A 13,685-nucleotide genomic window follows, 5' to 3' on the forward strand; every position below is an offset into this window, starting at 1 on the left:
ATACGCTGCGGCAGGACGCTGTTCGCGTGGTTCCAGATCCTATGGCTCGCGGATGGCAGTCCTCGTGTGGCCAGATCCGGGGGTCTGGCCGCCCTGCCAGCATCGGGGATGCCACTCCATGGGTCGCTTGCTACACGGATGCCGATGACCGCTCTGAACGTCGCCCTTGTCACTCCACTCGCCGGTCCCGACGCGACGCAGGGTCTGGCGAGCGTGCGCGGGCTGACCCTGTGGGCTCGGGACGAGTATCTGCCCCCGCCGTGGACCGAGATCAGCGTGACGGCCTATGACGCCTACCCCGACCCGGCGGCGGCGATGCGGTCCGCGGTGGCCGCCAGGCCCGCGGCGATCATCGGCCCGTACGGCCGGCGCGCGGCGCTCGCCGCGACCTCCGCGACCGACCGGGTGGTCTTCAACGCCGGCGCCCCGACCACCCGGTTCATGCGCCAGGCCTACCCCAAGGTCATCAACATCGCCGCCCCGTCGTCGACCTGGCCGCGCCAGGTGCTCACGCTGGTCCGGTCCGCGGACCGGACCGCCCGCAAGGCCGTCCTGCTGCTGGCGGCCGGCGACTTCGCGGTCGAGGCCACGGCCAGCACGAAGGCGGCCGCCCGCTCGCTCGGGTTCGAGGTCACCACCAGCACGTTCGGCCCGGGCCAGGCCGCGATCGCGGCCAGCCGGCTGCCCACCGCCGATGTGCTGATCGTGCATGCCGACCCGGACGACGAGCTGACGGCGGCCAATGCCCTGCTGCGACGCCCGTGGAAGGCCGCCGCCTTCTCCACCGCGGTCAGCGTCCAGGGCGCCGCCACCTTCGGCGACTCCAGTGACGGCCTCCTCGCGCCCGGCAGCTGGCTGCCGGACAGCATGGCCGAGACGACCACTGGCCCGAACGCCTGGGCGTTCACCGCCGACTTCAGCGCCCTGCACGGCACGCCGCCCACGGCGACCGCCGCCTGGACGTTCGTGGCCGGCCTGATTCTCGGCGCCTGCATCCGCCGCTCCGGCAGCGCCGACGACACCGCGGTACTCGCCGCGGCCCGCGGCCTGGACACCACGACGCTGCTCGGCCGGTTCCGCCTCGACGAGACGACCGGCCTGCAGGTGGGCCACCAGATCCCGATCGTGCAGTGGCAGTCGGGCACGTCCTGGACGGTGTGGCCCCGGGAGGGCGCGCGGGCGCGGTTCGCGCATCCCCGCTGGCAGGCCCGCACGGCGAACCCCGGCCTCACCCCGCGTCCGTACCGCTGACCGGCGTTCGCCGGTCGTGGACGGTGGCTGGCTGGTGCCGTGGCCGGGTTCGCCGGCAGGTGAAAGGCTGGGTTGGCGCGGCGCTGTGACGAGGGTGCCGCCGAGGCGAAGATCCGGCCGAAGGCCGCGTGGCGGGGGGTACCTGATGACGACAGGACCCGTCGCGCCGCCAGCGTCCTCCTCCGGTGGGTCGGCGCGGCCAGCGGCCAGCGGCAAGGTCCCCGACGGGGCTCGCGGGCCAGGCGGCGGCGTCCCCCACGGCGGCCCGGCCGGGCCGGGCGGCGCGCCCGGCGCGCTACGCCGCCGTCGGCTGCTGCGCAGCGCCGCCGGGCTGTTCGCGGTCGCGTTCATCCTGACCACGGCGAAGCTGTTCGTGTTCCCGAAGCGGGACGTGCCGGCGCCCGTCGACGCGATCGTGATGTTCGCCGGTAGCCCCGGGCGCCTGGAGCTCGCCGTCTCGCTCGCCCGCTTCGGGTATGCCCCGGTGCTCGCGGTCTCCCAGCCGACCCCGGACAACATCTGCCCGCCGGACACGATCCCGGCTGTCGAGGTCATCTGCTTCCACCCCCAGCCGCTGACCACGCAGGGTGAGTCACGCTGGACGGCCGCGGCGGCGGCCGCCCGTGGCTGGCGGTCCATCATCGTGATCACGTCGACGACGCAGGACAGCCGGGCGCGGCTGCGGCTGGGCCGCTGCTACGACGGCCAGATCAAGATCATCCCTATCGACCCGCCAAACCGGGCCACCTGGGCTTACATGATCACCTACGAGTGGGCCGCGATGGCCAAGGCCCTCGTTCTCCAGCGCGGCTGCTGACCGCCGCGGCGCGGGCCTCCGCCCGCCGCTGTCCCCTCCGCGCTGCCCGCGCTGTTCCCGGCGCGTGTGGCCCAGTCGGTCAGAGGCCGTCGACGCCGACGGCACGGCGGACGCCGGCGAGGATCGGGCGCGCACGCTCGCGGGCGCGCTCCGCGCCCTCGGCCAGGATCGCGTCGATCTCGCTGTCCGGCTCCATCAGCTCCTCGTAGCGCTTCCGCAACGGGGCCAGCTGGGCGTTGAGCTCCTCGAACAGGGCGTTCTTCAGCTCACCCCAGCCCGTGCCGCCCGCCTCCAGCCGCCGGCGCATCTCGGCGACGTCCTCGGGCGCGGCGAAGTTCTCGTAGAGGTGGAACGCCGCCGAGCTGTCCGGGTCCTTCGGCGCCTCGACCGGGGTGCTGTCGCTCTTGATCGACCGCACGAGCTTGCGCAGCCGGGCCTCCGGGGCGAACAGCGGGATCGTGTTCTGGTACGACTTGCTCATCTTGCGCCCGTCGAGGCCGGGCAGCACCCGCCCCGACTCGCCGGGCGGCGTGACCGCCTCGGGAATCTTCAGCGAGAAGACGTCGCCGAACAGGTGGTTGAACGAGCCGGCGATGTCGGCCGCGTACTCCAGGTGCTGGACCTGGTCCTGGCCGACCGGCACGACGTCCGCATTCATGATCAGAATGTCGACCGCCATCAGCACGGGGTAGTTGAACAACCCCATGTTGATGCCGGCGTCGAGGTCGGCCAGCCCCGCCTCGGCGTTACGGTCGCGGGCGGCCTTGTAGGCGTGCGCCCGGTTCATCAGGCCCTTGCCGGTGACGCACGACAGCACCCACTGCAGCTCGAAGACCTCGGGAATGTCGGACTGCCGGTAGAAGATCGTCTGCTTCGGGTCGAGGCCCAGCGTGATCCAGGTGGCCGCCACCGAGCGGGTCCAGCTCGCCATCTGAGCGCGGTCACGCACCGACGTCAGCGCGTGATAGTCGGCGATGAAGTAGAGCGACTCGAACCTCGACGCCATCTCCAGCGCCGGCCGGATCGCCCCGATGTAGTTGCCCAGATGCGCGTCACCAGTCGGTTTGATGCCGGTGAGCGAGACCTTCTGGCCCTCGTGTGCCATGCGCCTCAGTCTACGGACGCCGCGGGCCGCCCCCTCGGTCCGTCAGGCCGAGGAAGCGGGCGCGGCGCGGCGATGGCGGGCGGCATAGGCCAGCATGAAGCGGACGTGCCGGCCAGCGTCACGAAGCGAATGCAACTTCGAGACGCCGGACCGCGGGTGGTAGGTGATAGGGACCTCCTCGACCCGCAGCTGGCTCGCCGCCGCCGCGACAATCAGCTCCGAGGCCAGTTCCATCCCGCCGTGACACGGCGCCATCCGCTCGTAGGCGGCCCGGGTGAAAGCCCGCATCCCCGAATGCGCGTCGGAGGTCCGCAGCCCGAACAGCCGGTTGAGCATCCGGGTGAGCACCGGGTTGCCGATGTGCTGGTGTGTCCACGGCATCGCCCCCGGCAGGATCTCACCGGTGAACCGGGAGCCCAGGACGTAGTCGGCGTCGCCGGCGCGCAGCGGCGCCAGCAGGCCGGGAAGTTCGCCGAAGTCATACGAACAGTCCGAGTCGCCCATGACCAGGTATCTACCGCGCGTAGCGGCGAACCCGGCAAGGTAGGCGTTCCCATATCCGCGGCGAGGCTCGCGCACCACCCATGCTCCAGCTTCGGCGGCGACCCGGCGTGAGTCGTCCATCGAGCCGTTGTCGGCCACGATGACCTCCCCCGGCAGGCCGGTCGCGGCGATGCCCGCCAAGGCCGCGCGCACGCAGCGGCCCACCGACTCCCGCTCGTTCAGGCACGGCATCACGACGGAGACCATGGGCCGGCCGCGCGCCGGCGAGGTGGCCGCCGGTGGTGACTGGCCGGTCAGGCGCCACGGGTCGGGCTGAGCATGCCGCGTGGCCAGGCGCGTTCGACGCGCCGCCGCGGGCGTCCGGCCCACCGGCGGGCTCTGGGCGGGAGCGGCCGCGCCGGCTGCCGCCTGCGTGGGAGACGCCACCCGAACTGGCGAGGCCGGACGTGCTGGGTTGGCGGGGCGCGTCGACATTCCCGCCTGGTCCACGCCTCCCGCCGCCACCTGGGTGGCGGCGGGAGGCGCCTGCGGCGTCGGGGGCGCGGTTCTGGTCGCGGTCGGTGCCGCTCGGCCGGCCCGCTGGCTGCGTCTGGTGGCCGGGCGTCGCTCCGGCCTCGAGGTGTGCTCGGTCACGCAGATTCGTCTACCCCTTCCGAGGCGGAGAACGCACAGTGCCCGACCTGGCACGAAATGGCACCACCTCTAGGTGGAAGTCGAGTCGGGAAGGAGACAACGAAGTCGTCCGATGACGATGAGTGGACAACGGTAGATCACGCCACCCCGCATGATCGCGAGGTGGAGGGGGGTCATTGGAAGCGGAGCGGCCCGGTCAGGGATCGTGGAGTCACCACGTCCCGCGCCGGGCGCGGCAGCCGCGGTCAGATTCCGCGTGTCTGAGGGCGCCGGCGGCATGACCAGGGAACGCGCGGCGAGTCCTGCCGCGCCTCCGGGGCATTCGGGGGGGCCAGTCCGGCCGCTCCGGTGCAGGGACGGCGATCGAGAGGAATCACCATGGCGGATGTGTCGGTGCGCTTCGCGATGACCGACGACAGCGAGATCGTGCTGAACCTCTCGCTGACCCAGGCGATCCGGCTGACGGAGGCGATCGCGTCCAAGGTGAGCCAGGCCATGACCGAGCAGCCCCGCGGGATGGGCGGCCCGATGACCGGCTCGATGCCCGCGGGCATGACCGGCGGCCTGAACGGCACCGGCGCCTACCCGCCCGGGGTCCGGCCCGGCCCCTACGGCGGCGCATAAACCGCCGCCCGCCAGCCGGCGGCCCCGTGGCCGGACCCGTGCCTGCCGCGCGCCCCGCCGGGCGGGTGCCGGCGCGGCCGAGCGTGCTGGCACCCGCGCACGCCGCGCGCAGGCCTGGCCACGGGCGGCGGCTGCCGGGTAGCCGACAGCTCCCGACCGTGCCGTCGACAGTGGAAGATACGGAAATCCGCTCGCCGGCCCGATAACCTAACCCCGAAGATCGCACGCGGCCAGCGCCGCGCGCCGTGGCTCGAGGCGAGCCGTCGGCGCGGGTGCCAGGCCGGCGAGCGCCGATCGGACCACAGCCGATCGGATCACAGCAGGCCCGCGGCCGCACCTGGCCCGGGCTACACGGACCGGGGCTACACAACCGAGCCGACGGGCGCGGAGGGCGAGGCAATGGCGGGACTGGACCGTTTCCGGGTGGTCGTGGAGGCGGGCCGTGGCCACGAGACCGGTGTGGTGGTCCGGCTGCCCGGCGTCCTCATCGTCGCCAGGGCCGGCCGGCCGCAGACGGCCGATACCGCGCGACGGCTGCTGGACCTGTGCGCCGAGGTCGTCGCCGAGCCGGGTGACTCGGCCAGCACCGGCCGCCGGCTGGTGCGCCGCGTGGCGGGGCTGCTCGCCGCCGCGGATCCGGAGGAGGTACCCGACTTCTCGCTGCTCACGGCGGTCGGGGAGCGAATCGCCGCGCTGGTTCACGGCGCGATGGATGTCGTCGCCGCGGGCCCGATCCCGCTCACCCTCTCCGGCATCGATTCGGCGACCTGGGTCGACCGGCTGCTCCCCGACGGGATCACCCATCTGCACATCGCCCCGTCCGGCTCTCTCGGCCTTCACAGAGCCCCGGACGACGAAGCGGAAATGACCGGGACCGGCCTCGGTTTCCCGCTCGACCTGCGCATCGGCGCGGTTCCCGGCATCGGCGCCAGCCTGCTGCCGTCCCGGGACGCGCCGCCGCCGGTCCCGAGGTCCGCGACCGACGACCTGCTCGCCGGCTACGGCCCGCCGCGCGAGCCGGCGACCGCCGCCGAGCGCATCCCCGTGCCGGCCGAGCGCACCCCGGAACAGCAGTCCATCGCTCCGCCGGTCCTTGCCCCGCTGCTGAGCAAGGAGGAGCAGGCGCACCGGGCGCAGTCCGGCGCCGAGCCGACCCAGGCGGCGGACTTCGACGAGCTCAACGAGCTGGACTACTTCGACCAGGACCCGCCCACCGAACTCGCCCGGCCGGCGCCGAGCGCGAACGGGCAGACGGACGGCCGGGCGCACGGCGAGCTCACCGAGGAGGACGACAGCGAGGCGCTGACCCAGCTGCCTGGCCAGACGTTCACCGTCTCGGACCTCATCGACGACGGCGACGACGCCCCGACGATGCTGCCGGGCAGCGACCAGGAGCAGCAGGTCGAGGGCGTGCTCTGCCCGAACGGGCATTTCAACCATCCGCAGGCGCCCTACTGCGCGCAGTGCGGCGCGTCGCTGTCCTCGACCGAAGGGCAGTCGGTATGGCGGCCCAGGCCGCCCATCGGCGTGCTGGTCTTCGACGACGGGCAGACGGTGCCCGTCGACATCGACCTCGTGATCGGCCGCCAGCCCGACCGTGACGACGCGGTACGCGCGGGCACCGCCCGGCCGCTGCCGGTCGAGGACGGCGAGAGCGCGGTCTCCCGGGTGCACGCCGTCATCACCCTGAACGGCTGGGACGCGGTGATCACCGACCGCGGCTCGGCCAACGGCACCTACATCGCGCCGCCCGAGGCGACCGTGTGGACCGCGTTGGACCCGCACCAGCCGGCGCCGCTGACCTCCGGTACCCGGGTCCAGGTCGGCAAGCGCACATTCGTCTTCAACAGCCAGGTAAACGCCTAAGGCGGGCGGCGCTGGACGCGCGCCCCGCCATCGGACGCTGAGCGGCGGCGGGCGCTGGACGCGCCGCCCGCCTGTCGGACGCTGAGCGTCCTCCCTGCGTGGTGACGGCTACATGTGTATGGCCGTGGTTGCTGTGACGCCGGGTCGAGGACGTGGCTGGTCTGGCGCTGCGCTAGTGGCGCCGTCACCTGCTGTGGTTGCGTGTCGCCTGGACCTGGCCGCTGGCCGTGGCGGTGCGGCCTTGTGACCGGGGCTGGCGTGGTTTCAGGCAGAGGACATGGCTGGTCTGACGCTGCGCTAGTGGCTCCGTCGCTCGCTGTGGCTGGGCCTCGAAGCCAGGCCGCGTGTCGGCTCGTGGTCTGGGGTCGGGGTTAGCCTTGGGGGGCGAACTCGTGTGACTGGCGCGCCGTCCCGACGGGACGGTGACCGGCGGGGGCACGTTCGGTCAACAAACCGGACCACTAGGAGCCGCCTTGCCGGAGCCCACCGCTACCCCGCCGACCGCGACCGAGGAAGCGCAAACCGCCACGCGGATGCTCTCCGCTTCCGGGGCGGCGGAGCCCGGCGACACGGCCTCGGCGTCAGCCGTATCGGAGCCGTCCGCCCTCGATCAGGCCGAGCTCGACCTTGAGTCCGCCCCGGCACGGCGGCGGCGGCCACGGCTGCTGTGGGCACCCCTGGTTGTTCTGGCCGCCGCCGCGCTGGTCGCGGCGGGGTTTGGCCTGCGCGGGCTGGCCGGCGGCGCCCCGGGCGACGACTCGGTCGACGCGGGCTTCCTGCGCGACATGACCGAGCACCACGCGCAGGCCGTGCAGATGAGCATGCTCGAGTTCAGCCACGGCGCGGACGAGAACACCATCGCAATCAGCCAGGACATCGCGCTCGGCCAGCAGCGCGAGATCGGGGTGATGGGATCCTGGCTCGCCGACTGGGGACTCGGTCAGTCGACCGTCGGCGAGCCGATGCGTTGGATGGGCGGCACCGGCGCCGCGGCCGATGGCCATGACATGGCGGGCATGCACGACGGATCCGGCTCGCTGGGCACCCCGGTCGGCACGGACGGAGTCCGGATGCCAGGCATGGCCAGCGGCACGGAGCTGACCCAGCTGGCCTCTTCCCAGGGGCGGGACAGCGACGTGCGGTTCCTCACGCTGATGATCCACCATCACCGCGGCGGGATCATCATGGCGCAGTTCGCCTCCCAGCACGCGAGCGAGGACAAGGTGCGCGCGCTGGCTAAGGCGATGGTTACCGTGCAGTCCTGGGACATCTCGCAGATGCAGTTCGATCTACAACGACTAGGAGCCCCGCCGGCCTGACGCGCCCCCGTCGAGGGTCGCCCTCGCCGCGACCATCGCGGAAAGTCCACGGCATCCCTGGGCCGACCATGCCGCCAGAAGATCATATTATGCGGATTCGGTAGGCTTCCTCCGTTTCGGCGGGCTGCCCGAGCCGCCAAGCGCTCCGGGGAGGTCGGCCGGATGCGCCCGCCGGGACCGCCTTTGCCCGCCGGCACCATCGCGCTGGCTCGCCAGGCACCGGACAGCCACCGGGGGCACCCGGGCTACCGGTGTCCCTGCTTGTGTGAGGTTCGTCATGTCCGCACTGCCAGGCCCTGTCCCAGTGCCGTCCCCCCGGACGCGCCGCGGCGCTACCCGTCTGGCAATCACGATGCCAGGGCTGCGCCGCGCCCTGCCAGGGCTGCGCAGGGTCCTGCCGGGGCCACGGCAGGCAAGCGTCGAGCTGGTCGCCGGGCTGGTCACGGCGCTGGCCCTGATCCCGGAGACCATCTCGTTCTCCGTCGTCGCCGGAGTGGATCCGGCGGTCGGGCTGTTCACCTCGTTCGTCATCTCGGCGGTGATCGCGTTCACCGGCGGCCGGCCGGCGATGGTCTCCGCGGCGGCCGGCTCGATGGCGCTCGTCGCCGCCCCGCTGGTACACGCGCATGGCTTCCAGTACCTCATGGCCGCGACGATCGCGGTCGGCATCCTGATGTTCCTGCTCGGCCTCGCCGGCGTCGCCCGCCTCATCCGTTTCGTGCCGCGGACCGTCATGATCGGATTCGTCAACGCGCTCGCGATCCTGATCTTCCTGGCTCAGATGCCGCATGTCTTCGGCCACGGCTGGCGGGTGTACCCGCTGGTCGCGGCGGGGCTGGCGATCCTGTTGATCCTTCCCCGGGTGACGAAGGCCGTGCCGGCGCCGCTCGCGGCCATCGCCCTGTTGACCCTCGTGACGACGACGTTCAACCTGGACGCGCCGACGGTCGGCGACGAGGGCGCGCTGCTCACCGGCCTGCCCCTGCCCGGCCTGCCGGACGTCCCGATGACCTGGGAGACCGTCCGGATCCTGCTGCCGTACGTGCTCGCGCTGACCGCGGTCGGCCTGCTGGAGACGCTGCTCACCGCGCAGATCGTCGACCGGATGACGGACACCCGCCATGACCCGAACCGGGAGGCCTGGGGGCTGGGCATCGCCAACCTCGTCGCCGGGGCGTTCGGCGGGATGGGCGGCTGCGCGATGATCGGCCAGACGATCCTCAACGTGTCGTCCGGCGGGCGCGGCCGGCTGTCCACCTTCGCCGCAGGCGGCTTCCTCCTGCTGCTGGTGCTGCCACTGCACGCGATCGTCGGCGTGATCCCGATGGCGGCCCTGGCGGCCGTGATGGTCGTCGTGGCGGCGATGACATTCGAGTGGAACAGCGTGCGCCCGACCACTCTGCGCCGGATGCCGGTCGGCGAGACGCTCGTGATGGTGGCGACGGTCGCCGTCGTCGTGCCGACCCACAACCTCGCGTACGGGGTGGTCGTAGGCGTGATCCTCGCCGCGCTGATGTTCACCCGCAAGGCCGCGCACCTGGCGAACGTGACCAGCGTGCTCGACCCGGAGGGCGGCGTCCGGATCTACGCGGTGCAGGGGCCGTTGTTCTTCGCGTCGACGGGCGAACTGGTGACCGCGTTCGACTACGCCCACGACCCGCCACGGGTCGTGATCGACCTTTCCGATGCCGACGTGCTGGACTCCGCGGCGGCCGCGGCGATCGACGACGTCCTGCACCGCTACGCGGGGCGGGGCCAGACAGCCGAGATCACCGGCGTCAGCCACGCCAGCGCGGCCCTGCTGCGCGGCATGACCAGCGCCAAGGCCGCGAGCTCCTAGGCAGGACGGTCCGGACCGCCGTCTGGGAGACCGCCGTCCGGGCGAGAGCGGCGCGCCGATCCGTGGAGTGGGTCACTGGGGGCGTCCCGCGCGGCCCGCGGCGCCGATAGTGAAAACGGCCACGGCTTCGGTCGGTGTGCGGATCATCCGCCGACCGCGGTGTCGAGGCCACGCAGGGCCTCCCGGGCCGCGCGGCGCGCCCGCGGGCCAGGGCATCCAGAGCATCGAGCACGCCTGGGGGTGCGGTGGGCACGAGCACGGTCGACGCGCAGGGCACGACGATCGCCGGGCCGGTCGGCGATCCTGCCGGCCGCCCCGGAGGAACGGACGGCGTCCCGCCCGTCGGCGCCGAGGAGCCGCCCACGGAACTCGCCGCGACGCTCCCGCCCGGCTCGTTCCCCCGCCCCGAGTCCGAGCTGTTCAGCCTCGCCGACGTGCTGGCGGCGCTCGACCTCGCGGGCGACGCGACGCCGCCGCTGCCGGTGCGCGTCCTGCGCAGCCCCCACGGCGGGGTGCTCGCCGCCCAGCAGCTCGCCCAGCAGGTCGTGCTCGCCGAGCGGCTCGCGCCGGGCAAGTCCACCCAGACGCTGCACACCATGTTCCCCAACTCCAGCCGCTGGGACGAGCCGCTCGACGTCGACGTCGAGTGGCTCCAGTCGGGCCGCACGTTCGCGAACCTGGCGTTGACGTTCCGCCAGGGCGGCCGGGCGATCAGCCGCGGCGACGTGCTGCTCGGCGCCGACGCCCCGGACTTCGTGCGGCACGAGGCGGCGGCGCCCGAGCCCACCGACGGCCCGGCCGCCGCCCGGCCGGTCGACTACCCGTTGCTCCCCTGGGAGGTCCGGCTGTCGCCGGGCCCTGGGCCGTACAGCCTGGACGTGTGGCAGCGGATCCCCGGTATCCCCGCGGACCCGGCGCTGGGCCGCGCGCTGGTCGCCTTCGCGAGCGAGCCGTGGACCGGGCACCATGTGGCGAACAGCCATTTCCAGCGGGGCACGGCCAGGTTGGCGCCGGGCGAACGGCTGGCCGCCGCCGTGCTCGCCCAGACGGTGACGTTCGTCGAGGACCTGGACGTCGGGGAGTGGCACCTGCTGCGGGTCGACTCGCCGCACGCGGGCCACGGGCGGGTGCTCGGCCGTGGCCGGGTCTACACCGCGGACGGGAGGCTCCGTGCCGTCTTCGAATGCCTGGGCATGCTGCGTGCCCTCCCCGCGAAACCGACCGCCGCTCCCCCGGGGCCCCTGCCTGACAGAACAGGCCGCTTCCGGCTTGCCGCCGGCGCTTTCTTTCATCACATGGTTGCGCCGTAGGACGCGAGGAACCTATTATTTTCCCGCTAGGCGCCGAGCCACCTTCGTGGCGGAACCGAGCGACCGAACTGAGCGACGGAACTGCCCCACAGGGAACGTCGTCACAGGGAACGTCGCCACAGAGAGGATCCGACATGCACTCGCTCGACATGCACACTGACGATGACGACCTCGTCGTAGCCGTCGAAAGGCTGTCCGAGGTCCAGGACCGCCACGACGCCGAGCACTCCGACAGCGACGGAAGCGACGGCTGACCGCAGCGAAATTCCGATCGAAGACGGCTGGTCGACGCGTCCCGAGCCGACCTTGGGATCTTCTGCCGCGGAAAAAAGAACACTCGCGACGGAGCATCTTCTGGTATGCGGTCTCGAGGGCGCGCTCGGCTGGCCCGATGTCGCTCCGCTGGGGCGCCAGTTCGGGCGAGGGCGGCTTGAGGACCCATCACTCTGTGACCGGCTGATGACCCCGTCGCGGCTTCTCGACATCGTGACGAGACGCCGGCTCGAACCACCCCAGCTGCGCCTCTTCCAAGACGGTCGCGAGCTCCATCCAAACGCTTTTCTTCGCCCCCAGGTGAACCGGCGCGGCCAGACGCTGCGCATGGTGGACACCCCGGCGCTGGAAAACCTGCTCGATACCGGCGTGACGCTGGTTCTTGACGCGGCTGAAATATTTGATCCCGCCCTGGAGGTCGCCACCCGCGCGCTGCGCTGGTGGTCCCATGAGGTGGTACAGGTCAACGCCTACCTGACGACCCGCTCGACCGGTGGCTTTCCACTCCACTGGGACGATCACGATGTGGTCGTCGTCCAGCTCGCGGGGAACAAGACCTGGGACGTCCGGAGCCATTCCCGGCGGGTACCGATGTACCGGGATGCCGTGCCGAACTCGGTCCCGAGCGAGGAGGTGGTCTGGCGGGGCACTCTCACGCCGGGCGACGTCCTGCACATCCCGCGCGGGCACTGGCACCAGGCGACGCACGCGGACCACGAGGAGCCGCTGAGCCTGCATCTCACCTTCGGCTTCGTCAAACGTACCGGCATCGACTGGCTGGCCTGGATCGCCGACCAGGCGCGCGAACTGGAGATCTTCCGGCGCGATCTGATCCGTTCCGGTTCCGATGAGGAGCGGGAGGCCGAGCGCGCGCGGCTCGAGGCGGCAGCCGTGGAGCTGCTGCGCTCCCGGCCACCGGCCGCCTTTCTGACCGACCGAGAACGGTCACGGCCCCCCGCGCGGCACGCGCCGGCGCTGCCGGCCGCGCACGAGCCGGACGTCGTCGTCTGCGTCACCGAGTTCGCCCCCGATGTCGAGCGCGCCGGTGGTGACCTCGTGGTCTACGCCGGAGGTCGAAAGATCACCGTACGGGAGCGGGCCGAGCAGGCGCTGGCGCTGCTGCTCAGTGGCTGCCCGATCGACCTGGAGCTGGCGGGCGTGGAATGCGGGATCAACGTCAGGCCGCTCGCCCAGATCCTCATCCAGGAGGGGATATGCACAGGCCTGACCGACGAGTTGTCCTCGGCCTATACCGGACTCGTCACCGGCGGGACCTCCTGGAAGCTGCCCTAGCGCACGGCGTCCGGGACCTGGACACCGCGTTCAACTACGCCGGTTTCGCGTCCCACGCCCGGCTCGCGGCCGCCGCCGCCGACCTGCTGCCCGAGTTTCACCTCTCGACGAAGGTCGGGTTCTTCCCGGCGCCGGCCGGCGGCGCTGGGCAGGAGCCCGGCATGGCGGGTCGTCGGGAGCACTCCCTGGACCCGGCCCGGCTGCGGGCCGCGCTCGAGACGAGCGCCGACAAGCTGGGCAGAGCGCCCGATGTCGTCTTTCTGCACAACCCGGAACGGACCCTGCGGGCGGCCGGGCCCGAGCATGGCCACGACCTCTTCCTGGCGGCCGCGGAGGCGCTCGCCGACGCGGCCCGGTCCGGGCTCTGCGGCGCCTGGGGCGTCTCGACCTGGGACGCCCAGCCGCTCATCGACGCGCTGTGCGCCGGCGGCACCGCGGCGCCACCCCGGCCGGGGCATCTGATGCACCGCGCCGGCGTGCTCGTCGGGCCCGACGCGCTCGCGGCGGCGGAGACGCTCGCGCGCCTGCTGGGCGTGGACGTCGGTGGACGCTGGGCGATGAGCCCGTTCAACGGCGATACCCGCCAGTCCTTCTGGGAGGACCTGCGTGTCACCGCGCTGCTCGGCGACCCGCCACCGGCCGGCGTCAGCACGGCGCAGGCCGCGTTCCGGCTCGCCTACGAGCTGCCGCCGGTCACCCGGGTGGCCGTCAGCACGAACGACCCCGCCCATCTGGCGGAACTCGCAGGCGCCGCGCGCCTGGACGTCGACCACGCACGAGTCCAGCGATACCGGACCCTCCTGGAGAATCGCCAGCGTCTCGTCGACGCGTCGTAAGGGCTCCCCGGCTC

The 13,685-nt window shown here is 72.6% G+C and carries 11 protein-coding genes; 9 read left to right on the plus strand and 2 right to left on the minus strand.

What is annotated here, in order from left to right; all coding sequences use genetic code 11:
• The first annotated feature begins 144 nt into the window (after positions 1-144).
• The gene (locus QOZ89_RS17430) at positions 145-1,251 is read left to right on the plus strand and encodes an ABC transporter substrate-binding protein (protein ID WP_071051503.1); all 1,107 of its coding nucleotides are present in this window, start codon (positions 145-147) and stop codon (positions 1,249-1,251) included.
• 145 nt (positions 1,252-1,396) lie between these two features.
• Positions 1,397-2,068 (plus strand): YdcF family protein, encoded by a 672-nt coding sequence (locus tag QOZ89_RS17435; protein ID WP_241842051.1) that lies wholly within the window; start codon positions 1,397-1,399, stop codon positions 2,066-2,068.
• 79 nt (positions 2,069-2,147) lie between these two features.
• Here QOZ89_RS17435 and QOZ89_RS17440 read toward each other — a convergent pair whose 3' ends face one another.
• Together QOZ89_RS17440 and QOZ89_RS17445 are read right to left on the minus strand one after the other, a co-directional pair.
• On the minus strand, positions 2,148-3,173 hold the full coding sequence (locus QOZ89_RS17440; protein ID WP_071051504.1) for a tryptophan--tRNA ligase: 1,026 nt from the start codon (positions 3,171-3,173) through the stop codon (positions 2,148-2,150).
• Positions 3,174-3,215: 42 nt separating this feature from the next.
• Positions 3,216-3,908, minus strand: coding sequence for a glycosyltransferase family 2 protein (locus tag QOZ89_RS17445; RefSeq protein WP_312624245.1), 693 nt, complete (start codon positions 3,906-3,908; stop codon positions 3,216-3,218).
• Positions 3,909-4,688: 780 nt separating this feature from the next.
• On the opposite strand from QOZ89_RS17445, the gene QOZ89_RS17450 reads away from it, so the two are divergent.
• From QOZ89_RS17450 to QOZ89_RS17480, 7 genes are all read left to right on the plus strand, one after another.
• Positions 4,689-4,934: a hypothetical protein gene (locus tag QOZ89_RS17450; protein WP_007518242.1), complete on the plus strand. Its 246-nt coding sequence runs from the start codon at positions 4,689-4,691 to the stop codon at positions 4,932-4,934.
• A gap of 399 nt (positions 4,935-5,333) precedes the next feature.
• The gene (locus QOZ89_RS17455; RefSeq protein ID WP_071051505.1) at positions 5,334-6,800 is read left to right on the plus strand and encodes an FHA domain-containing protein; all 1,467 of its coding nucleotides are present in this window, start codon (positions 5,334-5,336) and stop codon (positions 6,798-6,800) included.
• Positions 6,801-7,273: 473 nt separating this feature from the next.
• Positions 7,274-8,119, plus strand: a complete 846-nt coding sequence (locus QOZ89_RS17460; protein ID WP_312624229.1) for a DUF305 domain-containing protein — start codon at positions 7,274-7,276, stop codon at positions 8,117-8,119.
• 277 nt (positions 8,120-8,396) lie between these two features.
• A complete protein-coding gene (locus QOZ89_RS17465; protein WP_071051507.1) occupies positions 8,397-9,959 on the plus strand; it encodes a SulP family inorganic anion transporter in 1,563 nt (520 codons plus the stop codon).
• A 245-nt stretch (positions 9,960-10,204) separates the two neighbouring features.
• Entirely contained in the window at positions 10,205-11,269 is a 1,065-nt protein-coding gene (locus tag QOZ89_RS17470; RefSeq protein ID WP_312624230.1) for an acyl-CoA thioesterase, read from the plus strand.
• A 459-nt stretch (positions 11,270-11,728) separates the two neighbouring features.
• The gene (locus tag QOZ89_RS17475) at positions 11,729-12,835 is read left to right on the plus strand and encodes a JmjC domain-containing protein (protein ID WP_312624231.1); all 1,107 of its coding nucleotides are present in this window, start codon (positions 11,729-11,731) and stop codon (positions 12,833-12,835) included.
• The gene (locus QOZ89_RS17480; protein WP_071051539.1) at positions 12,757-13,671 is read left to right on the plus strand and encodes an aldo/keto reductase; all 915 of its coding nucleotides are present in this window, start codon (positions 12,757-12,759) and stop codon (positions 13,669-13,671) included. The genes QOZ89_RS17475 and QOZ89_RS17480 overlap by 79 nt, the downstream gene beginning before the upstream one ends.
• The last annotated feature ends 14 nt before the right edge of the window (positions 13,672-13,685 follow it).

The organism is Pseudofrankia coriaricola (assembly GCF_032027725.1).
In the GTDB taxonomy this organism is placed as follows: Bacteria; Actinomycetota; Actinomycetes; order Frankiales; family Frankiaceae; genus Pseudofrankia.